This is a genomic window from Micromonospora sp. WMMD961 (assembly GCF_029626145.1).
In the GTDB taxonomy this organism is placed as follows: Bacteria; Actinomycetota; Actinomycetes; order Mycobacteriales; family Micromonosporaceae; genus Micromonospora.
On record NZ_JARUBJ010000002.1, the window covers coordinates 946,817 to 965,966 of the forward strand.

A 19,150-nucleotide genomic window follows, 5' to 3' on the forward strand; every position below is an offset into this window, starting at 1 on the left:
ACGCCTGGGGAGCGACCAATGAGGATGAAAAGCATGCGCGCCGGCGCCGCGAGCCTTGCCGCCGTCGTGCTGGCGCTGGCACCCGGAGCAACGCCGGCCGCCGCCGAGCCGGCCGCCGTCACCTCGGCCGGCGCCGATCTGGTCTCCGTCGCGCTCGACGGTGACACGATGTCGTTGCGCTTCCGGGATGCCGCGCAGGTGTCCCGTGACGCGCTCGGACACGAACCGGCCGAGGTGGTGCTCGGGCCGGACGGCGGCCTGGCCGGCCGCGTCCCGGCCGGACCGGCTTTCGCCTTCCTCGGGAAGCCGGGCCACGCCGTGTGGTCACTGTCCGCCGGTGACACCGGGTTCCCGGCCCTGGACACCACCGGAGTACGCCCCGGCGCCGTCGCCGACGACACGGTGGACCTCACCGTGAGCTCGCTGGAGGGTCCGGGAACGTTCACCGCGTACACCCTCTCCGGTCTCGGCGCGGCGACCCCGCTCTTCGGCAGCGGTCCGGGCCTGACGCGGACGGCGCGGCTGCCGGTGGCGTCGCGGACCGGTGGCGTCGTCTGGGCTTTCGACGCGGCCGGTGACTACCGGTTGACCCTGACCGGCTCGGCCACCCTGCGCTCCGGTCGGAAGGTCAGCGCGGAGACGACGTACCGGGTGCGCGTGCCGGCGATCAGCCCGATGGAGCAGGCGCCGCCTGCGGCTGCGGTCGAGCAGGTGCCGGGGTCCGGCAAGCAGCCGGCGGCGCGCGCGTTCGCGGCACCCGAGGCTGCGCCGAAACCCGCGGCTGCGCCGAAACCCGCCGCAGCCCCTCCGGCGGCGGCCCCGAAGGCGGCGGCCACCACCGCCTCGGGCGCCCGGCAGGTGATCGCCGACGGGCACGTCGACATGGGCCCGCAACTGTCCGGGGACAACTGGACGATCCGGATCAAGGACGACCGGACCAGCCCGCCGGTCTGGCGGGAGACCGCCGACGTGGTGCTGCACGTGAAGGACAAGGCGAAGATAACGGTGCCCGCCGGCGCCGACTTCCTCGGCAAGCAGGGTGACACGGTGTGGCTGCTGCCGCAGACCCAGCAGGCGGGTCTCGTCTGGCCGGGGTGGAACACCCAGCACGAGTCCGTCGTCTCGGGCGTCAAGGGCAACGTCACCTGGACGCTGAAGGGCGTCGACGGGCCCGGCCGGTTCGCTCTCTTCCTGACCGGCTCGTTCGGCGGCGAGAACGTGCTGTTCGACTCCACCAAGGCGTTCCCGCAGAAGTTGGACATCCCGCTGAACACCCACACCCACGGCAACTGGGCGTTCGGCAAGCCCGGTCTGTACCGCCTCGCGGTGCAGATGAGCGGCACCACCACGGCGGGCCGGGCAGTCAGCGCCACGAAGACGCTCACCATCGCCGTCGGCGACAGCACCGATCCGAACGCCGGGTTCGGCCCCGGTTCTGGTTCCGGCTCCGTCGGCGACGGCGGTTCGGATCAGGGTGGCGGTGGCCCGCTGCCGCGTACCGGCGCCGGTTGGGTGCTCACGGCCGCGGCGCTGGGCGTCGTCCTGGTGGCGGTCGGCGCTCTGCTGATGGTGCTGGCCCGTCGACGCGCCGCGCTCCGGACCCGGTGACGGCGGTGCCGAGCACGGCAAGCCACCGCGCACCGCCGCGGTGGCTTGCCGTGCTGCCGCTGCTGGCCGCGTTGCTCGTCGGCGGCTGCCAGTCGGAGGTGGCGTTGAGTTCGCACGACGAGCGGATCCAGGTGTTGACGACCACCGGGATCCTGCGGGATCTGGCCCGCAACGTGGGCGGCGACCGGGTGACCGTGACCTCGATGGTGCCGGACGGGGCCGATCCGCACAGCTACGAGCCGTCGCTGCGGGACATCCGTGACGTCGTCTACGCCGACGTGGCGTTCAGCAACTACCTGCTTCTTGAGGAGCAGGTAGTCATCAAGGCGCTGGACGCGAACCTGCGCGACGGCGTACCGAACATCTCGCTGGCCGAGGGAGCGGTGAAGTACGCCGCGGAGATCATCCCGCTGGTCGAGGACGTGTCGCTGGACACCATCTGGCTGGGCATGCGGGTACGCGGCACCGGTGCGGCGCAGGGAGCGGACCGGTCCTCGGAGGTGCTGCTCAGCGCGACCGGCGTGGACGGGCCGGGGCAGATGTACGCGTACCTCACCGAGTCGTTCGGCAACCCGTCGTTCTCCGTCGACTCGGGCGACGGGTTCGACCCCGCCAACGGCTACCGGGACGACACCGCGACGCTGCCGCCGGACGCGCACACCCACATGAGCTGGGCGTTCACCAAGCCGGGAATCTACCGGCTGACCATGCGGGCGCGGCTGGCCGTCGACCCGCAGACGGCGCCCGTCCCGATGGGTGAGCAGGTGTTCACCTTCGCCGTCGGGGTCGACCCGCACTCGGTGCCGGGCATGTCGGACGTGCTGAGCGGCGGGCACGCCGATGTCACAGTTGACCTCGACCAGCGTCGGCTCTACCTGCTCGCCGACCTCGAGGGTGGCGGCGAGGCGACCCAACGGGTGTACGACCCGGCGCGCACCGTGATCGAGGTGCCGAACAAGGCACTGCTGGAGGTGCCCGGTGACCGGCGTTTCCGGTTCCTCGGCCGGCCGGGTACCCAGGTCTACCAGTTGCCGCAGGCGGTCCTCGGCAAGCACGTGCACGGTGAGATCGACCCGCACCTGTGGCAGAACGTCCGTAACGCCATGTCCTACGTGGAGCTGATCCGGGACACGCTGATCGGCGTTGATCCCGACGGCGCCGCCGACTACCGGGCGAACGCCGCGGCCTACATCCGGCAACTGGAAGAACTCGACTCGTACGTGCGGGACACCATCGCGCAGATCCCACCGTCGCGGCGTCACCTCGTCACCACGCACGACGCGTTCGGTTACCTGGGCCAGGCGTACGGGGTGCAGATATCCGGCTTCGTCACGCCCAACCCGGCCGCCGAGCCGAGCCTCGCCGACCGCCGCAAGCTCACCGAGACGATCCGCAACCTGCGCATACCTGCTGTCTTTCTGGAGCCGAACCTGGCGTCCCGGTCCGCCACGCTGACCGAGGTGGCCCGGGAGGAGGACCTGCGGGTGTGCCCGATCTACGGCGACGCGTTCGACCGCGACGTCACCACCTACGCCGAGATGATGCGGTTCAACGCCGAATCGCTGCACGAGTGCCTGACGGAGAAGTGATGGAGGAGCCAGTGACGGCAGGACGGGCGCGACGCCGCCCCCGCACGACCAGCGCCATCCTGCGGTGCGCGGTGGCCACGGTCATCGTGCTGGCCACGACGCAGGCCCCGGCCCGGGCCGAGGAGCCGACACCGGGCCTCGACCAGTCGATCGCCGCCGACCAGCCCCTCGCCAGCGGGCGGACGACGCTCGCCACCGGGCACGTCGACATCGGCCCCCGCTACGTCGACAACCGGTGGACGTTGCTCATCCACGACGGCACGCAGGCGCAACCGGTGTGGCGTGATCCCGACGAGGCCCTGCTGCGGGTCTCCGATGCCGCGCTGCAGACCGTTCCGGACGATCCGGCGTACGCCTTCCTCGGCATCGAGGCCGGCAAGCGGGCGTACGTGGTGCCGCAGGTCCAGAACCAGGACGTCGTCTGGCTGGGCTGGAACACCCAGGACCCCCGGGTGATGCAGACCATCGACCGCGGCGTCACTCTGACCCTGCTCGGTGTGCGTGGTCCGGGGACCCTCACCACCTACCTGCAGTCGGGCAACTTCGCGCCGCCGCAGCCGCTGTGGCGGTCTGCCGAGGCGACGGCACAGCCCTTCTGGGTCGAGGTCAACACCCACACCCACGCCAACTGGGTCTTTTCCGCACCGGGTGTCTATCTGGTCGCGGTGCAGGTCTCGGCCGACCTGGTCGACGGGGAGACGGTGTCGGCGACCGGCACACTGCGTTTCGCGGTGGGCGATGCCACCAGCGCCGACGAGGCCCTCGCCGCCGTGGCCGACATTCCCGCACCGGCTGGCCAGGAGCCGCCCGCCGACGGCCCGGCCGCAGCCGACGACCGCGCGGACGGCTCGCCAACCCTGCTGATCGCGGCGCTCGCAGGGACAGCGGTCGCGCTCGCTCTCGGCCTGGTCATCTTGATGCTGCGCGGACGTGGCGCCCGACGGCGGGCCGAGCAGGAACGCGCCGTCGCATCGTCGGAGGGCCAGCGGTGAGAGCACTGGACATCGACGGGTTGGACGTCGATCTGGGTGGCCGGCCCGTCCTGCGGGACATCCGGCTGCACCTGGACCGGGGTGAGCTGGTCGGGTTGCTCGGGCCCAACGGCGCCGGGAAGACCACCCTGCTCCGCGCCATCCTGTCACTGACCCGCACCCGCGGTGGCACGGTGACTGTGGAGGGTAAGCCGTCGCGTCCCGGCCGTTCCGGAATCGGATACGTCCCCCAGCGCCACGAGTTCACCTGGGACTTTCCCATCTCCGTCGAACAGGCCGTGATGAGCGGCCGGACCGGCCGCATCGGCTTGCTGCGGCGACCTGGCGTCGCCGACTGGCGGGCGGTCGGCGACGCGCTGGACCGGGTACAGCTGACCGGATTGCGGCACCGGCCGGTCGGCGAGCTCTCCGGCGGGCAACGGCAACGCGTGCTGGTCGCGCGGGCCCTCGCGCTCGCGCCGCGCATCCTGCTGCTGGACGAGCCGTTCACCGGACTCGACATGCCCACCCAGGAGCTGCTGGGCGACCTGTTCGTCAGCCTGGCGGCAGAGGACCGGGCGGTGTTGATGACCACTCACGATCTCGTCGCGGCGGTGGACTCCTGCACCCGTCTGGTCCTGCTCAACGGCCGGATCGTCGCCGACGGGCAGCCGGCGGACCTGCAGGACGCCGAGTTGTGGACGAAGACCTTCGGGGTGAGCGCGACCTCCCCGCTGCTGAAGCTCGTGAGGGCAACCTGATGTCGATCACCGATTTCCTCACCGACCTGTTCAACCCCGACCTCGCGTTCCTGCCCAAGGCGCTGGCGATCGCGGTCATGTCCAGCATCGTCTGCGGAGTCGTCGGCTGCTACGTCGTCCTACGCGGGATGGCGTTCATCGGTGACGCCGTGGCGCACGCGGTCTTCCCGGGCATCGCGGTCGCCTTCGTGTTCCAGGGCAGCCTGGTGCTCGGTGGCGCCGTCGCCGGTGTCGCCACCGCCCTGCTGATCGCGATCTTCTCGCAGAACCGGCGGATCAAGGAGGACTCGATCATCGGTGTCTTCCTGGTCGGCGCGTTCGCCCTCGGCATCGTGATCATTTCGCAGGCCCCCGGATACGCCGGGTCGTTGCAGCAGTTCCTCTTCGGCTCGATCACCGGTATTCCGGACCGGGACCTCTACGTCGTCGGGGGCACCGGCCTGGTCATCCTCGGCCTGGTGCTCGCCCTGCACAAGGAATTCGTCGCGGTCTGCCTGGACCGGGAGATGTCGCGTGGCATGGGGCTGTCGGTGTTCTGGCTCGACATCGTGCTCTACGTCCTGGTCACCCTGGCCGTGGTGATCTCCCTGCAGACCATCGGCAACATCCTCGTGCTGGCCCTGCTGATCACCCCCGCGGCGGCAGCCCGGCTGCTCACCGACCGCCTCGGCGTCATGATGCTGCTCGCCCCGGTGATCGGCGGCACGTCGGCACTCGTCGGGCTGTACCTGTCCTGGAGCTACGACACACCGGTCGGCGGCACCATCGTCCTGGTCGCCACCGCGGTCTTCCTCACCGCCTGGCTGGCAGCCCCCCGGCACGGAGTGCTGGCCCGGCGCTGGAAGCGTCCGATCGTAGAACCTTCCCCACGTTGAATAAAACGACTATCGTTTTCGATAACGTGGTCCACAGGGGACCACGTGGAAGGAGTTCCTTCGTGCGCAAGCCCATCCGCCTGCTTCTCGCCTCCGGTGTGGTGACCGCGGCGCTGCTCGCGGCCGCCCCCGCGGCGGCGCAGGCATCCCTGGTGACGTTCAACTCCGGGCACCTCGACCTGGTCGACATCGCCTACGAGGACGGTGCGCTGGAGCTCGGCGTCCACGACGAGGACAACGACGTCGAGTACGCCGCCGACGAGGTCAAGGTCGTCGTCAAGCGACAGGCCAAGGTCACCGTCCCGAACGATCCCGCCTTCGGTTTCCTCGGTACGCCCGGCGTGTCGAAGGTGTGGATCCTGCCCGAGATCCAGAACGCCAGCCTGGTCTGGCCCGGCATCGCCGCCGAGGAGGTCGAGCCCGGCACCTTCACCGCCGACACCCTCACCCTCAGCCTGCGGTCGGTCAACGGCCCCGGGCAACTCGCCATCTACACCGAGAACGCCGTCGGTCAGCCCACCGTCCTCGCCGACAGCGGCGACGGCCTGCCCGACACCATCGCCGTGACCGCCGGCGACCACACCCACGCCAACTGGGCCTTCGACAGCGCCGGCACGTACCGCGTCACCTTCCGGGCCACCGGCACCCTCGCCGCCAACGGACAGAAGGTCACCAGCGAGCCGGCAACCCTGCGCGTCGTGGTCAAGGAGTGAACACCGTGCGTACCCGTAGTCGCTTCCTCACCGGCCTGACCCTGACCGCAGCCCTGCTCGCCGGCGCCGCCACCCCCGCCACCGCTGCTCCGATCGTCCTGTCCAGCGGCCACACCGACGTCATCGACGTCGACTACGCCGGCGGGGCGCTGACCGTCAACCTGCTCGACGACACCGTCAGCCCGTCGGTGGAGCGCAACCCCGCCGACGTCGTCCTGCGCGTCCCCAACACCGCCAAGCTCACCGTGCCCGGCGGCAGCGCCTGGTCGTTCCTCGGCACCGGCGGTCAAGCCTGGGTGCTGCCCCAGAGCAACACCGCCGGACTGCTCTGGGCCGGGTGGAACACCACCGAGGTGCCCAGCGGCGTGCTGCAGAACAACCGGGTGACCTTCAAGCTCACCAACGTCACGGGACCGGCGGGCTTCAGCATCTACACCGTCTCCGGCGGCACCCCGACGGTGCTGTTCGACAGCGGCAACGGGCTGCCCGACAGCCTCAACGTCAGCCGCAACACCCACGCCCACGCCAACTGGGGCTTCGACGCCGCCGGCACCTACACCGTCACCTTCGAGGTCACCGCCAAGCTCGCCTCCACCGGCGCCACCATCACCTCCGGTGCCAAGACCTGGACCTTCGAGGTTCTTCCCTGACCGTAGTGCTGGAACGCAGACGTCCGCCGAGGTAGGGGTTACCGGCAAGCGGCGGACCTGGCCGGCGCGCGAGCCCCATCGCCCACCCGGGCCGTGCGCCGGCCGGGCCCGCGTCAGCGGCCATTGACGCCACGCCTGGTGCGTGTTGCGCGTGACGCAACGTCAACGACAACCGTGATCGTTGTCGTGGGTGAGGAGGAGAATGTCTCTCACCCTGCCACCGGATCTGTCGCAGGCGCGACCCCCATCGCGCCGGCCGCTTCACCCTGCCCAACAAGATCAACCGGAGTCACAGGGAGACTCCAAAGACGACGCTCCGCCGGTGTCCGCAGGCTAGTGACCTGCGGCTTTCCCGCCATCGAGGAAACCATCGCAGGCATCGTCGCCACCGCCAAGCCACCGCCGCCCTGTCCAGACAACGCCTCAACGTCCTTTGGGCCTGCATCCGCGACAAGACCCCCTACCAGCCTAAGCAGCCAAGATCGGCAGAGGTGGCGCTGTGCGAACTCGCGTAGAGACTCCGAGCTGTGGTCCTGGGCTGCGACAACGGCGGTCCGGGGAACGTAGGTGAACGTCGGCCACTCCCTGCCACCCCAGGTGAACCCCAGGTCGCTAGACTAAGGGATGTCTCGTAACTCTGTGATGGTCCATGGTGGATCATGTCGGGGTGCAGGTGATCTCAGCGGCCCGCTCGGAGTGGATCTTCCCGTTCACCGGGTTGCAGCCCGTCCAGTTCCGCAGGCTGGTCAGGCTGGTCGCCGAACGTGGCGGGGACGCGATCGCTGATGGCCGGCCGGGTCGGCAGTGGTCACTTGACCTCGCTGATCGGGTGTTGCTGGTGGCCGCGTACTGGCGCACGAACCTGACCATGCGGCAGATCGGTCCGCTGTTCGGGGTGTCGCACTCGGCCGCGCACCGGGTGATCGACACCCTCGGCCCGCTGCTCGCCCTGGCCCCTGTGCGTCGGCGCCGGGTCGACCAGATCGCGATCGTCGACGGCACCCTGATCCCGACCCGGGACCACCGGCTGGCCGCCCAGAGTAAGAACTACCGCTACAGCACGAATCTGCAGGTCGCCATCGACGCCCACACCCGCCTCGTCGTGGCCCTCGGTGACCCACAGCCCGGCAACCGCAACGACACCATCGTCTACCGCACCTCGGGTATCGACCAGAAACTGGCAGGTAGACCGGTCATGGCCGACGGCGCCTACCGCGGCAACCCCGAGGTGATCATCCCGTACCGCAAACCGGCCGACGGCAGCGAACTACCCGACTGGAAGAAGGAGCTGAACAGGCAACACCGCAAGGTCCGCGCGCAGGTCGAACACGCCCTGGCCCGGATAAAGACCTTCAAGATCCTGCGGGACTACCGACGAGCCGCCCACACATTGGCCGACACCGCTTCCGGCATCGCCAATCTCCACAACATCATCCTGCTCCGGTGACACCGACACCGTTGACCGGCAACGCCTTCACCGAGTTACGAGACATCCTTTAGGCCCTCGCGCCCCCGTAGCTCAGGGGATAGAGCATCGGTTTCCTAACCCGACGCACCGCCGGTGTCCGCAGGCCGATAACCTGCGGCTTTCCTATCGTCCCCGTTGCGTGCCGGTCGCTTCGCGGGCTCGCTGCGATCGCTTGCCGAAGATCCGCTGGAACGTCGTGGGTCCTGCGTGTACAGGCTCAACGTCGCCGTCGGCTCATCCCTCCTCGGCGTCGAGCAGTTCGCGGCGCCACTCCGCGAATCGGCTTCGGAGATCGTCCAGCGCTGGGCCGGTGACGCCGTACTGGGCGAAGTCGTCGGGATCGAGTTGGGCGGCTTGTCCGAGGGCGTCGGCGAAGATGCGCGGGTCGAAGCCGCGGTCGGCGCGCTGCGCGAGGGCGAGGAGGGCGTCGCGGGTGTAGCGGCCGGAACTGAGCGTGGCGTCGATGTCGATGAAGTCCCGGGCGAACGCGCGCCCGTAGAGGGCGCTCATCTTGTTCGCGACCGCGTCGTCGGGGTGCAGGACCGGTCCGATCGCCATGAGGATCGGTTCGTTGGCACGCCAGTCCACGCCGAGTTCGACCTTGGAAACCCGTGCGCCGTCGGTGACTGCGAGCCGGGCGAAGGTGTCGTACTGCCGCTCAACCTCGACGGTGAGGCCGTCGTCCCGGTAGGCGTGCACGACTGCGGCGACTGCGGCGGTGAATTCGTCGCGGCGGTCCCAGGCGGTGAACAGGTCGACGTCCTCGCTGGGCCGCTCGACGAGCCCGGCGGCTTGGACCGCGTAGCCGCCGGCCAGCGCGAAGCCGTATCGATGGCTTGCGCCGAGGCCGGTGCGGGCGAGGCGTTCGTGGAAGGGGTCCACCGTTATGCCGCGTTGCTGCGGGTCGCGGCGAGTTCGGGGAAGGCGTCTTCCCAGCGTTGGCGGAGCTGGGGTGGCAGCCAGAGGGTGGGCCAGAGCCGCCGGAGTAGGTCGGCGTCGAGCCAGGTGTGCAGATCCTCGACGGTGTTGGCTTCGGTGAGTACCACCTTGTACATGCTGGTCAGGCGTGCGGGCCGGTCAAGGTCGTACTCGGCGTGCCCGGACCAGTCGAGGTGACGCGGAAGCGTCACCGTGCCCTCGGTCGGGCCCAGCAGCGCGGCGAGGGTCTCGGCCACCACGTAAGGCTTCCGGTCGCCGTAGGACCGGTAGTCCGCCGGCGGCTGGGGTGGTGTCCGGCGCCGGCTGATGTTGGTCGCCCGCCGGACCTCCGGTCGTAGCGCCTGACGGATCGTCTCCCGGCTGTAGCCGGTGACCCGCTGCAGATCCACCGGCCGCCACCCGGCCGCGTGGAACGCCCGCAGCCGCTCGTCCCGCTCGGTCAACGCGGCCGCGCGCGTCGCCTCGTACCTGGAGACAACCCCATGCAGCTCATCCTCGGAGAACCGGCTCATGCTCGTCAGCCTACTACGCTAGGCCAAGCGCGCTTGGCTTTTGGTCATTTCCGGGTACCCGGCGGGACCAGCCAGGTGATCGCGATCGGATGCACTCATGTTCTGGTGAAGCCGAGTGCCCGATATCCGGGCATGCGGCGTGGGAGTGAGGCGGCGAGGATGGGGGTGGCCGGGTCGTGGTAGTCGTGGACCTCGGCGACGTCCTTGCCGGGTGCGGCGCGGATGACACGACCGGCGCATTGGACGAGTAGGCCGTCGTAGGAGATCGGGCCGGCGAGGAAGAGGGTGTCGAGGGCGGGGGCGTCGAAGCCTTCACCGATGAACGGTGTGGTGCCGATGACGAGCACGCCGTCGCCGACCTTGGCGCCGTCGAGCCGGCCAACGATGGTCCGCCGTTCGCTGGTGCTCATCGCGCCTTGGAGCACGAGCGCGTGATGGCCACGTGCGGCGAGCAGGGCGGTGAGAGCCTCGACCTGGGCGACCCGTCGGGTCAGGACGAGACAGTTGCGACCGAGAGTCAGGGCAACGGTGACATCATCGGCGATCTGGGTGTTGCGGGGCTCGTCGAGGGCCAAGCGCCGGTGGACCTCGGCGAGCGCGCCGGGGGCGTCAAGGTCGACGTCGCCGGGCTGGAAGGTAGTCTCGTGGATGAACAGCGCTCGTCGCGGTCCGGCGTCGGCGTGCATCGCTGCCGCGAGGGTGCCTTGTTCCTCGTCGGTGAGGGTGTGCCGGACGGGTCCGAGTTGCCAGGTGACGAGTTGGCCGAGGCCGTCGCGTCGGGTGGGTGTGGCGGTGAGACCGAGCCAGAACTGCGCGGCGATCCGCTTGACCGAGTGCTCGTATGCGGCGGCGCCGAGGTGGTGGCATTCGTCGACGATGACGTGCCCGTACCCCTGAGTCAGGGTGGCGACGTCGTCGCGCCGGGCCAGGGAGGGCAGCAACGCGATGTCCACCGTGCCCGTGAGCTTGCGTCGGCCGCCGCCGAGTTGGCCGGGCTTGATGCCGAGGAACTGTTGGATGCGGGTGCGCCACTGGTCGGCGAGGGCTTTGCGGTCGACGAGGACGAGGGTGGAGGTGTTGCGTTCGGCGATCACGGCGCAGGCCATGACGGTCTTGCCGGAGCCCGGTGGAGCGACCAGGATCCCGTCATCGTGGGCGAGAAGCGCGCTGACCGCGTTGGCCTGCCTGCTGATGAGTTCGGCGGTGAACGCGGCGTCGATCTCGGTCCCGGGGTTTCTTGCGTCCGTGACTGCCAGCCGCGACCCGGCGCGCTCGACGATCGTGGTGATGGTGTGCCGCAGGCCCCGCGGGAGGACCAAGCGGTCATCGAGGGTGAGGTCGTAGCCCTGGATGAAGCGCGGGGTGTCCCAGGTGGACTTGCGGAGTCGCTGCAACTCGTAGAACTTCGGGTTGGCCATGGCAGCGGCGTGCTTGAACGTCGCCAGCGCGGCGGGGGTGAGCTGTCCGGCGTCGATGCTCAGCCCGGCGCCGACTTCCGCGTGGACCACCCCAGGGAGCGGAGGATGGACCCGGGTCGCGGCGGACCGGCTCATCGTGGCGACGTCGGCACCGGTGACGGCTTGCCTGGCCTGCCGGGCGACGTGTTCGGCGTCGCCGGGGCTGAGCCGGTCCAGCGTCGACAGGAACGCCCACTGATCGGCATACGGCTCGAGGGTGCCGAGGTCGAGGAACGTGGTCAGTCCATCCTTGCGGCGGCGTCCCTGCAGCGGTGCGGCGATGAGGTTGCCGAAGCCACCCTCGGGCAGCACGTCCTGGTTGGGAAACAGCCTGTCGTACGACCGCAGATCCATCGACCCGCGCAGCACCATCGCCTCACGCAGCAGAACCGTGCCGACGGCGCGCGCGGTGACCGCGGGAACAGCGCCACTGAAGAAGATCCACACGTGGGCGCCGCGGCCTGACTGGGAGATCTCCAACGCGGCAGGCACCGCGCCGGCTCGTGCCGCTTTCACGTACGCGAGGGCGTCGAGCATCGCCGTCGGCCCGTCGAAGTCGGCCACGACGAAGTGGCAGGTGTTGCCGGGCAGCAGCGGGTACAGGCCCATGAACACGTCGCCGACCAGATGCGCCGCGACGACCTCCGTCGTCCGGGGCAGGTAGGCGGCACCCCGCCGGTCCATACCCTTACGCCAACCGCCCGCGACCGCGGGCATCCAACCGGCAGCGCCGGTACGGGCGTTGTCCCACCGCACGGCGTACACGTCGGCCCGGGCCTGGAACCGGTCGGCGAACAACGCCAGCTTGTCCCGAGTCGGCGAAGCCATGGTGACCAGCCCTGGCGGCGCAACCGGCGCGGACAGCTGCTCCGGCGCCGCAGACGTGTCCTGGCCGCGCAACTCCAGCAGACGCGCCAGCCGGGCGTTCTCCGCCCGTAACCGCTCCACCTCCCGCCGAAGATCGACGAACTCGGCCACCGAACTCATGCCGACCATCCTCGCGCATCGGACTCCGAACGCCCCGACAGCCGTCCGCTATCCTCCGCCGATGGCATCGGAGGCAAACGCCGCGCTGGAGGCGATGATCGAGGAAGCCACCGTCGACGCGTACGGCGACGACGAACAGCTCACCGGCTTGTTCACCATGATCGAAGAGCATCTGGCGGTGCCGTTCACCACCACCGTCCTCGGCGTCGAGGCCACCGTGCGCAAGATCGACCTGACTGCCGACACCATCGTCGCGGTCTGCGCCCGAGACCGCCACCGGCAAAAGATCGACCTCCTCGACCTGCCGCTACCCACCCCAGCGCCCGTAGGCGCCGCGTGGATCGACGCCTACCGGCACTGGGCCGGAAGGTAGGCCACGGTGAGCGAGTACCAGTACTACGAGTTCACCGCCGTCGACCGAGCCCTCACTGCCCGGGAGCGGGCCGAGTTGCGGTCGCTGTCTACCCGAGCCGACATCACCGCCACCAGCTTCGTCAACACCTACGAGTGGGGCGACTTCAAGGGCGACCCGCGCACGCTGATGGAACGGTACTTCGACGCGCACCTCTACCTGGCGAACTGGGGCACCCACCAGCTCATGCTGCGGCTACCGAAACACGTGCTCGACCCCGCAACCGTCGCCCAGTACTGCCAGGGCGACAGCGCGTCCGCGTGGACCGTCGGCAAGCACGTCATCGTCGACCTGCACGACGAGGACGAGGACGGCACCGACGAGTGGGACCTCGACGGCCACGGTCTACTCGCCTCCATCATCCCGGTCCGGGCCCGCCTCGCCGCCGGCGATCTGCGCCTGCTCTACCTGGCCTGGCTGCGCTGCGTACAGTCCGAGGAGATCGCCGACGACGAGCCTGAACCGCCCGTCCCCGCCGGCATGGGCACCCTCGACGCGGCCCTCACCGCCGTCGCCGAGTTCCTGCGCATTGACCCCGACCTGATCGCGGCTGCGGCGGCTGGGTCGTCGCCGGCCGCCGCTGGCGAACCGACCGCTACACAACTACGGAAGTGGGTCGTCGGGCTGCCCGCCCGGGACAAGGACGCCATTCTGACTGACCTGATCACCGGCGGCGACAGCCACCTACGCAGCCGGCTGCTGCGCCGCTACCGCGACGCAGATACCGACATCCCCACCCCAGCAGCCGGCCGCACCGCCGGGGAACTGCTCGCCACCGCCACGGACCTGCGCGCCGAAAGGGAACGACGGGACGTCGAGCAGCGCGAACGCGACCGGGTCCGCCGGGAACGCTCCGCCACAGCCGCCCGGCAACGGCACCTTGACACCCTCGCGATCGACCAACCCACCGCCTGGCAGCGGGTAGACGAACTCATCGCCACGAAGAAACCCCGCGAGTACGACACCGCCGTTCAGCTCCTCGTCGACCTACACGATCTCGGCGAACGCGACGGAGACAGCACATCGTTCCGACACCGGCTGGCCGAGCTACGGGCGGTGCACGCCCGCAAGCCCAGCCTGCTCGAACGCCTCAACCTCGCGGGCCTCGACACCTGACGCACGGTTCGCCGCCCGATATCAGCCGCCGTATATCACCGCCAAGCAGTACCCGGATCAGGGGTTGAGGTCGGCCCACTGCGCCTGCGTCAGCAGGCCCTCATGCTCCAGCCGGTGGGCGATCTTGGCCTTCGTGGCCGCATCCAGCGTCTCGGGTAGATCCTCGAACGAGGCGGGCAGGACATCCAGCAGGGAAACGATCTGTTGGCCGTCTCGCACCGTCAAAAGCAGCATGCACCGCCAGTGCGGCGAAAGCTCAGGCCGGTGCCCCAACCGGTGCACCAGTACCGGCCACAGATATTGCACCGCTGCTGGATCGGCGAACTCCGCCAACCACCCTGCCCCATGATTGCGGTTCAGTCCGCAATGAATCGCCTCGGTGTCGAGCCGGATCAACTCTGAAGTGTCGACTGCCTTGATCGTCCGGGGAGCACCTGAACTCACAGCGAGAGTTTCCCATGCGAGAACGAGCCGCCCGACACGCCGATCCCGGCCCGCCCGCCCGCGGACCGGCCAGGACGAAGGGTCAACCCTGACCGGCAAGCCTAGGACTCATGAGGAGATCGTCGGGCGATGGCGCACCCGCTCCGCCGAACGCCGGCACGCGTCGGCCTCATGCTGATTCAGCCTCCGAAGTCCGCGGACGATTTCCGTGAGGCCCGTCGCCTGCCCGGCTGCACGCTTCCACGCCTGGGAGCGCGCAGCCTGTCGACGCCGCGTGGAACCTTCGGCCGGCGTTGACACGCGGGCTCGCACATCGTGTCCGTGGTGCCGGCCGGCAACGGCGACAGGCTGACGCTGCCGTGCCCGCGGGGCCGGGAATAGGGATGGCTGTGTGTGTTCCGCCGTGATCGTGGCTGAGCGCGCCTCGGGTTGCGTCCACGGGAGTGGTGTACGACTTGCCCGTGATGGGCGTGTTGCGTAGATAGGAGACGGCCATCGCGTGATCCTTCGAGACGACCAAGTCATGAAGGAGAGGAACGCGATGGCCGCATCTGAGAGTGTGAACCCTGTTGACCTGCTGCGCGAGCAGATCGAGGGCGCGTCGCCGGACGTGTTGCAGGCGATGGTCAAGGCGTTTGCGCAGGCGTTGATGTCTGCGGAGGCGGACGCGGTCTGCGGCGCTGGGTATGGGCAGCGCAGCGACGAGCGGGTGAACTCCCGCAACGGCTACCGGTCCCGGGAGTGGGACACCCGGGCCGGGACGATCGACCTGGCGATCCCGAAGCTGCGCCACGGCTCCTACTTCCCGGACTGGCTGCTGACGCACCGGCGGCGGGCCGAGCAGGCCCTGGTCTCGGTCGTGGCCACCTCGTATCTGCTCGGGGTGTCGACCCGGCGGGTGGAGAAGCTGGTCGAGCAGCTCGGCATCCGGCAGTTGTCGAAGTCGCAGGTCTCGGAGATGGCCACGCATTTGGACGCCCAGGTCGAGGCGTTCCGCAACCGACCCCTCGATTCCGAGCATTACACGTTCGTGTGGATGGACGCGCTCACGATGAAGGTCCGCGAGCACGGCCGCACCGTCAATGTCCACGCGCTGATCGCCGTTGGGGTCAACGCCGACGGCGGGCGTGAGGTGTTGGGCCTCGACGTGGCCTCCGACGAGGACGGCGCCGGCTGGTTGGCGTTCCTGCGGTCGCTGACCGCCCGCGGCCTGTCCGGTGTTCGCCTGGTCATCTCCGATGCCCACGCCGGTCTCGTGGCCGCGATCGGGGCGGCCTTACCCGGCGCCTGCTGGCAGCGGTGCCGCACCCACTACCTGCGCAACCTTCTGACCAAGGTGCCGAAGTCCGCGCAGCCCTGGATCGCCACCCTGGTCCGCACGATCTTCGACCAGCCCGACGCCGACGCCGTCCACGCCCAGTTCGCCCGGGTCGTGGCCACGATCGAGGCGAAGTTTCCCGCCGCTGCTGAGCATCTCGATCAGGCGCGCGACGACCTCCTGGCCTTCACCGGCTTCCCCCGCGAGATCTGGCGCCAGATCTGGTCGAACAACCCCCAAGAGCGGCTGAACAAGGAGATCCGCCGCCGCACCGACGTCGTCGGGATCTTCCCCAACCGCCCAGCGATCATCCGCCTCGTCGGCGCCGTCCTGGCCGAGCAGACCGACGAATGGACCGAAGGACGCCGCTACATGGGCCTGGAACTCCTCGCCAAAGCCCGCACGATCACCATCGACACCCACCAACACGACACCGACCACACCGACACGGCACCGATCACCGCATAACATCAAACCGGATCCCGCGATGGCCGTCTCTTACACCACCAGCGCGGACGTGACCGAGCCTCGAGGTGCCACCCACTCCCGCCTCGCGGGCGCGCTGGGTTGAACGGGCGCGGCCTTGGCGGCCGTAGACCCTGAAGCCCAGGAAGTGGCGGGTATGGCTGCGTGTGTTTCGCCGAGATCGCTTGGCTCACGGTAGGAGATGTCACCCGCCGCCTCGCCGTCTGTGAGATTCGGTAGACCGCTGATGGAGACCCGCGACCCGCGTTCGCATCGTTAGAAGGTGCCGGCAAACCCGAACCCACAGACCAGGGCATCCGGAAAGACTCCTCAACGAAGGGAAGAACGACGGTGGCGAGGCTGTGGATCGGCGTGGACATCGGCAAGACCCACCACCACGTCGCCGCCGTCGACGGCGACGGCCGGCTCGTCTACTCCCGTCGGGTCGCCAACGACGAGACCTCCCTGCTCACCGTCATGGCCGAGGTGTCGACGCACGGCCGTCCGGTCTGCTGGGCGGTCGACGTCACCACCGGCCTGTCCGCGCTGCTGCTGACTCTGCTCTGGCGCCGACAGGTCCAGGTCCGCTACGTCTCCGGCACCGTCGCGTTCCACATGGCCGCTGCGTTCGCCGGAGAGAACAAGACCGACGCCCGCGACGCGGTGGTCATCGCCCAGACCATCCGCATGCGCCCCGACATCCCGATCCTGGAACCCTCCGACCGGCTCCTCGCCGAACTCACCGTCCTGACCAGCTACCGCGCCGACCTCGTCGGCCAGCGCGTCGCCACCCTGTTCCGCTTGCAGGAACTCCTCACCGGGATCAGCCCCGCCCTCGAACGCGCGGTCGACCTCAACCGCAAAGCACCGATGATGGTCCTGGCCTGCTGGCAGACACCGGCGGCAATCCGGCACGCCGGCGTCGACCGGATCACCGCCCTGCTCCGCCGCGGCCATGTCAGGAACGCCGTCCAGGTGGCCGAGGCGATGGTCGCCGCCGCCCGGCAGCAGACCGTGAACCTGCCCGGCCAACGCGCCGCCGCCGTGGTCGTCGGGCAGATGGCCACCGAGATCCTCGCCCTCGAACAACGCATCGCCACTGTCGACGACCTCATCGCCGACCAACTCGACCAGCACCCCCTCGCGCCGATCATCGGGAGCCTGCGCGGCATGGGCGCGCTGCTCACCGCCGAACTGCTCGTCCACACCGCCGGCATGACCGAGTACGACAGTCCGGCGAAACTGGCCGCGCACGCGGGGTTGGCACCTGTTTCCCGCGACTCCGGAACGGTCTCCGGGAACCATCGACAGCCTCGCCGCTATCACCGCAGGCTGCGGCACGTTCTGTGGATGGCCGCCTTCACCGCTGCCAGGGAATGCCCCACGTCGCGTGCCTATTACGAGAAGAAACGGGCCGAAGGAAAGAACCACCGCCAAGCAATACTCGCCCTCGCGCGACGACGCGTCGACGTCCTCTGGGCGCTTATCCGCGACCGCAAGACCTTCAGCCGACCGGCACCAACGATCCGCGCCGCAGCCTGAACCAGCCTGTTTGCCGCCGACGCGAACCCATCGCGCCGGCCGCTCCGCCCTGCCCACCAAGATCAGCCGGAGTCACATGGAGACTCCTCTAAAACGGTGCTCTATTTGTGTCCGCAGGCCGACTGCCTGCGGTTTATCTATTCTGCCCCTTGTGTGCGGGTCGCAGCGGACAGGTGCTGTGCTCGCTTGCTGAAGATCAGATTCTTTATTCGGTAGATGTTGTGGCTGTGGTGATGCCGGCGATGATGTGGGCCGGTAGGGCTGCCCGTGCGGTCTTGCTGTGTGGGGCCTCCAGATAGCTGAGCAGGCGTGATGGCGTCTCAGGTGGTCCGAGTGGGACTGGTTCGAGGCGTCGCCATCCGCGGGCGGAGGAGGCCTTGATGGCTGTGAGGTAGGTGCTTTCGGTCATGCGGCCTAAGGTGCGGGCGCGCATGAGTAGGGCGGCTAGGGACACCTGCCAGCATCGCTTGAGCTCGAATAGCTTGGGCCAATCTACTGTGGTTGGTAGTTGGTTTCGGATCTCGTCCGCTGGCATGAGGAATGCCGCAGCGAATTGGTGCGCTTGTGTTTCGACCTCTTTTATCCCCCAGATTTGTTCGCCGTGGAGGACGAGGTGGGCGAGTTCGTGAGCGGCGTCGAAGCGTGAGCGTGACCGGTCATTTTTGTCCGTACCGAGCACGACGACTGGGTGGTCGGAGAAGGGCAGTGAGAAGGCGTCGACGTCTGCGGTTCCGAGCGGGAGTCGGATGACGGCGATGCCGTGCCCTTCGAGGAGCCGGACGACGTCGGTGATCGGGCCGGCGGGGACGTTCCATGTCTTGCGGACTTGGTCGGCGATCCGCTCGATCTCGCTGCGGGGAGCGTCGAGCCCGCTGGAGCGGATGCGGGGGACGTCGCCGCCGGCGAAGTGTCCGGTCCGAGTCGCGTGGAGGGCTAGATCGTGGGCGACGTGGGCGATCGCTCTTGCGCGACGGCGGTCTACCACTGCGGTCCGGCGCAGCGACCGGAAGAAGCCTTCGTGTGTCTCGGTCAACGGCTGGGCGAGGAACTCGGTGGGCACCTGCAGCGTGGCGCTGAGGGCGTGAACGCTCTCCGGGCTGGGACGTGCTGCGCCGCTCTCGAACTGGCTGATGGCCGCCGGTGTCAGGCCGACGGCGGCAGCGAGCTGAGCCTGGCTGAGCCCGACGAGTTCGCGGGCCACCCGCAGGCGTCCCCGTTCGAACGTCGACGTGCTCATGACTCTCCCAACCCGATCTTGTACTCCCGCATTGTGGCTGATCCGGCGCGTCGTGCCCGGTTGGCGCGGCGAAACAGTTACCTTCC

At 69.1% G+C, this 19,150-nt stretch carries 17 protein-coding genes; 12 read left to right on the forward strand and 5 right to left on the reverse strand.

What is annotated here, in order from left to right; translation table 11 throughout:
- The first annotated feature begins 18 nt into the window (after positions 1-18).
- The 8 genes from O7614_RS04585 (at position 19) to O7614_RS04620 (ending at position 8,614) form a co-directional block, all read left to right on the forward strand.
- Positions 19-1,608 carry a TIGR03773 family transporter-associated surface protein gene (locus O7614_RS04585; protein WP_278137243.1) on the forward strand — a complete coding sequence of 530 codons (1,590 nt, stop codon included), beginning with the start codon at positions 19-21 and terminating at the stop codon, positions 1,606-1,608.
- Positions 1,605-3,197 (forward strand): anchored repeat ABC transporter, substrate-binding protein, encoded by a 1,593-nt coding sequence (locus O7614_RS04590; protein ID WP_278137244.1) that lies wholly within the window; start codon positions 1,605-1,607, stop codon positions 3,195-3,197. Before O7614_RS04585 ends, O7614_RS04590 begins: the two co-directional genes overlap by 4 nt.
- Complete coding sequence (locus O7614_RS04595; protein ID WP_278137245.1) at positions 3,197-4,189, forward strand: choice-of-anchor M domain-containing protein; 993 nt, start codon at positions 3,197-3,199, stop codon at positions 4,187-4,189. Before O7614_RS04590 ends, O7614_RS04595 begins: the two co-directional genes overlap by 1 nt.
- Positions 4,186-4,929, forward strand: a complete 744-nt coding sequence (locus O7614_RS04600) for an anchored repeat-type ABC transporter ATP-binding subunit (protein WP_278137246.1) — start codon at positions 4,186-4,188, stop codon at positions 4,927-4,929. The genes O7614_RS04595 and O7614_RS04600 overlap by 4 nt, the downstream gene beginning before the upstream one ends.
- A complete protein-coding gene (locus O7614_RS04605; RefSeq protein ID WP_347404332.1) occupies positions 4,929-5,804 on the forward strand; it encodes an anchored repeat-type ABC transporter permease subunit in 876 nt (291 codons plus the stop codon). Before O7614_RS04600 ends, O7614_RS04605 begins: the two co-directional genes overlap by 1 nt.
- A 62-nt stretch (positions 5,805-5,866) precedes the next feature.
- Positions 5,867-6,517 carry a choice-of-anchor M domain-containing protein gene (locus O7614_RS04610; protein ID WP_278137247.1) on the forward strand — a complete coding sequence of 217 codons (651 nt, stop codon included), beginning with the start codon at positions 5,867-5,869 and terminating at the stop codon, positions 6,515-6,517.
- Positions 6,514-7,167, forward strand: a complete 654-nt coding sequence (locus tag O7614_RS04615) for a choice-of-anchor M domain-containing protein (RefSeq protein WP_278137248.1) — start codon at positions 6,514-6,516, stop codon at positions 7,165-7,167. The genes O7614_RS04610 and O7614_RS04615 overlap by 4 nt, the downstream gene beginning before the upstream one ends.
- A 667-nt stretch (positions 7,168-7,834) precedes the next feature.
- The gene (locus O7614_RS04620) at positions 7,835-8,614 is read left to right on the forward strand and encodes a transposase family protein (RefSeq protein WP_278137249.1); all 780 of its coding nucleotides are present in this window, start codon (positions 7,835-7,837) and stop codon (positions 8,612-8,614) included.
- A 255-nt stretch (positions 8,615-8,869) separates the two neighbouring features.
- Here the strand turns inward: O7614_RS04620 and O7614_RS04625 are convergent, their stop codons facing one another.
- The 3 genes from O7614_RS04625 to O7614_RS04635 all read right to left on the reverse strand — a co-directional run bounded on the left by O7614_RS04625 (position 8,870) and on the right by O7614_RS04635 (position 12,530).
- The gene (locus O7614_RS04625; RefSeq protein ID WP_278137250.1) at positions 8,870-9,517 is read right to left on the reverse strand and encodes a nucleotidyl transferase AbiEii/AbiGii toxin family protein; all 648 of its coding nucleotides are present in this window, start codon (positions 9,515-9,517) and stop codon (positions 8,870-8,872) included.
- 2 nt (positions 9,518-9,519) lie between these two features.
- Positions 9,520-10,086: a hypothetical protein gene (locus O7614_RS04630; protein WP_278137252.1), complete on the reverse strand. Its 567-nt coding sequence runs from the start codon at positions 10,084-10,086 to the stop codon at positions 9,520-9,522.
- 95 nt (positions 10,087-10,181) lie between these two features.
- The gene (locus O7614_RS04635) at positions 10,182-12,530 is read right to left on the reverse strand and encodes a DEAD/DEAH box helicase (protein ID WP_278137253.1); all 2,349 of its coding nucleotides are present in this window, start codon (positions 12,528-12,530) and stop codon (positions 10,182-10,184) included.
- 61 nt (positions 12,531-12,591) lie between these two features.
- On the opposite strand from O7614_RS04635, the gene O7614_RS04640 reads away from it, so the two are divergent.
- Both O7614_RS04640 and O7614_RS04645 read left to right on the forward strand, forming a co-directional pair.
- The gene (locus tag O7614_RS04640; RefSeq protein ID WP_278137254.1) at positions 12,592-12,903 is read left to right on the forward strand and encodes a hypothetical protein; all 312 of its coding nucleotides are present in this window, start codon (positions 12,592-12,594) and stop codon (positions 12,901-12,903) included.
- Between the two features lie 6 nt (positions 12,904-12,909).
- Positions 12,910-14,058 carry a hypothetical protein gene (locus tag O7614_RS04645; protein ID WP_278137255.1) on the forward strand — a complete coding sequence of 383 codons (1,149 nt, stop codon included), beginning with the start codon at positions 12,910-12,912 and terminating at the stop codon, positions 14,056-14,058.
- Positions 14,059-14,115: 57 nt separating this feature from the next.
- On the opposite strand, the gene O7614_RS04650 is transcribed toward O7614_RS04645, so the two are convergent.
- Positions 14,116-14,454, reverse strand: coding sequence for a hypothetical protein (locus O7614_RS04650; RefSeq protein WP_278137256.1), 339 nt, complete (start codon positions 14,452-14,454; stop codon positions 14,116-14,118).
- 589 nt (positions 14,455-15,043) lie between these two features.
- On the opposite strand from O7614_RS04650, the gene O7614_RS04655 reads away from it, so the two are divergent.
- Both O7614_RS04655 and O7614_RS04660 read left to right on the forward strand, forming a co-directional pair.
- Entirely contained in the window at positions 15,044-16,288 is a 1,245-nt protein-coding gene (locus O7614_RS04655; protein ID WP_278137257.1) for an IS256 family transposase, read from the forward strand.
- A 348-nt stretch (positions 16,289-16,636) separates the two neighbouring features.
- Positions 16,637-17,827, forward strand: coding sequence for an IS110 family transposase (locus tag O7614_RS04660; RefSeq protein WP_278137258.1), 1,191 nt, complete (start codon positions 16,637-16,639; stop codon positions 17,825-17,827).
- A gap of 205 nt (positions 17,828-18,032) precedes the next feature.
- Here the strand turns inward: O7614_RS04660 and O7614_RS04665 are convergent, their stop codons facing one another.
- On the reverse strand, positions 18,033-19,064 hold the full coding sequence (locus O7614_RS04665; RefSeq protein WP_278137259.1) for an XRE family transcriptional regulator: 1,032 nt from the start codon (positions 19,062-19,064) through the stop codon (positions 18,033-18,035).
- Between the last annotated feature and the right edge of the window lie 86 nt (positions 19,065-19,150).

Coding starts and splice junctions, on each gene's coding strand:
- O7614_RS04605 (WP_347404332.1), top strand. CDS start 4,929: ATGTCGATCACCGATTTCCTCACCGACCTGTTCAACCCCGACCTCGCG.
- O7614_RS04655 (WP_278137257.1), top strand. CDS start 15,044: ATGGCCGCATCTGAGAGTGTGAACCCTGTTGACCTGCTGCGCGAGCAG.
- O7614_RS04640 (WP_278137254.1), top strand. CDS start 12,592: ATGGCATCGGAGGCAAACGCCGCGCTGGAGGCGATGATCGAGGAAGCC.
- O7614_RS04595 (WP_278137245.1), top strand. CDS start 3,197: ATGGAGGAGCCAGTGACGGCAGGACGGGCGCGACGCCGCCCCCGCACG.
- O7614_RS04630 (WP_278137252.1), bottom strand. CDS start 10,086: ATGAGCCGGTTCTCCGAGGATGAGCTGCATGGGGTTGTCTCCAGGTAC.
- O7614_RS04635 (WP_278137253.1), bottom strand. CDS start 12,530: ATGAGTTCGGTGGCCGAGTTCGTCGATCTTCGGCGGGAGGTGGAGCGG.
- O7614_RS04585 (WP_278137243.1), top strand. CDS start 19: ATGAGGATGAAAAGCATGCGCGCCGGCGCCGCGAGCCTTGCCGCCGTC.
- O7614_RS04665 (WP_278137259.1), bottom strand. CDS start 19,064: ATGAGCACGTCGACGTTCGAACGGGGACGCCTGCGGGTGGCCCGCGAA.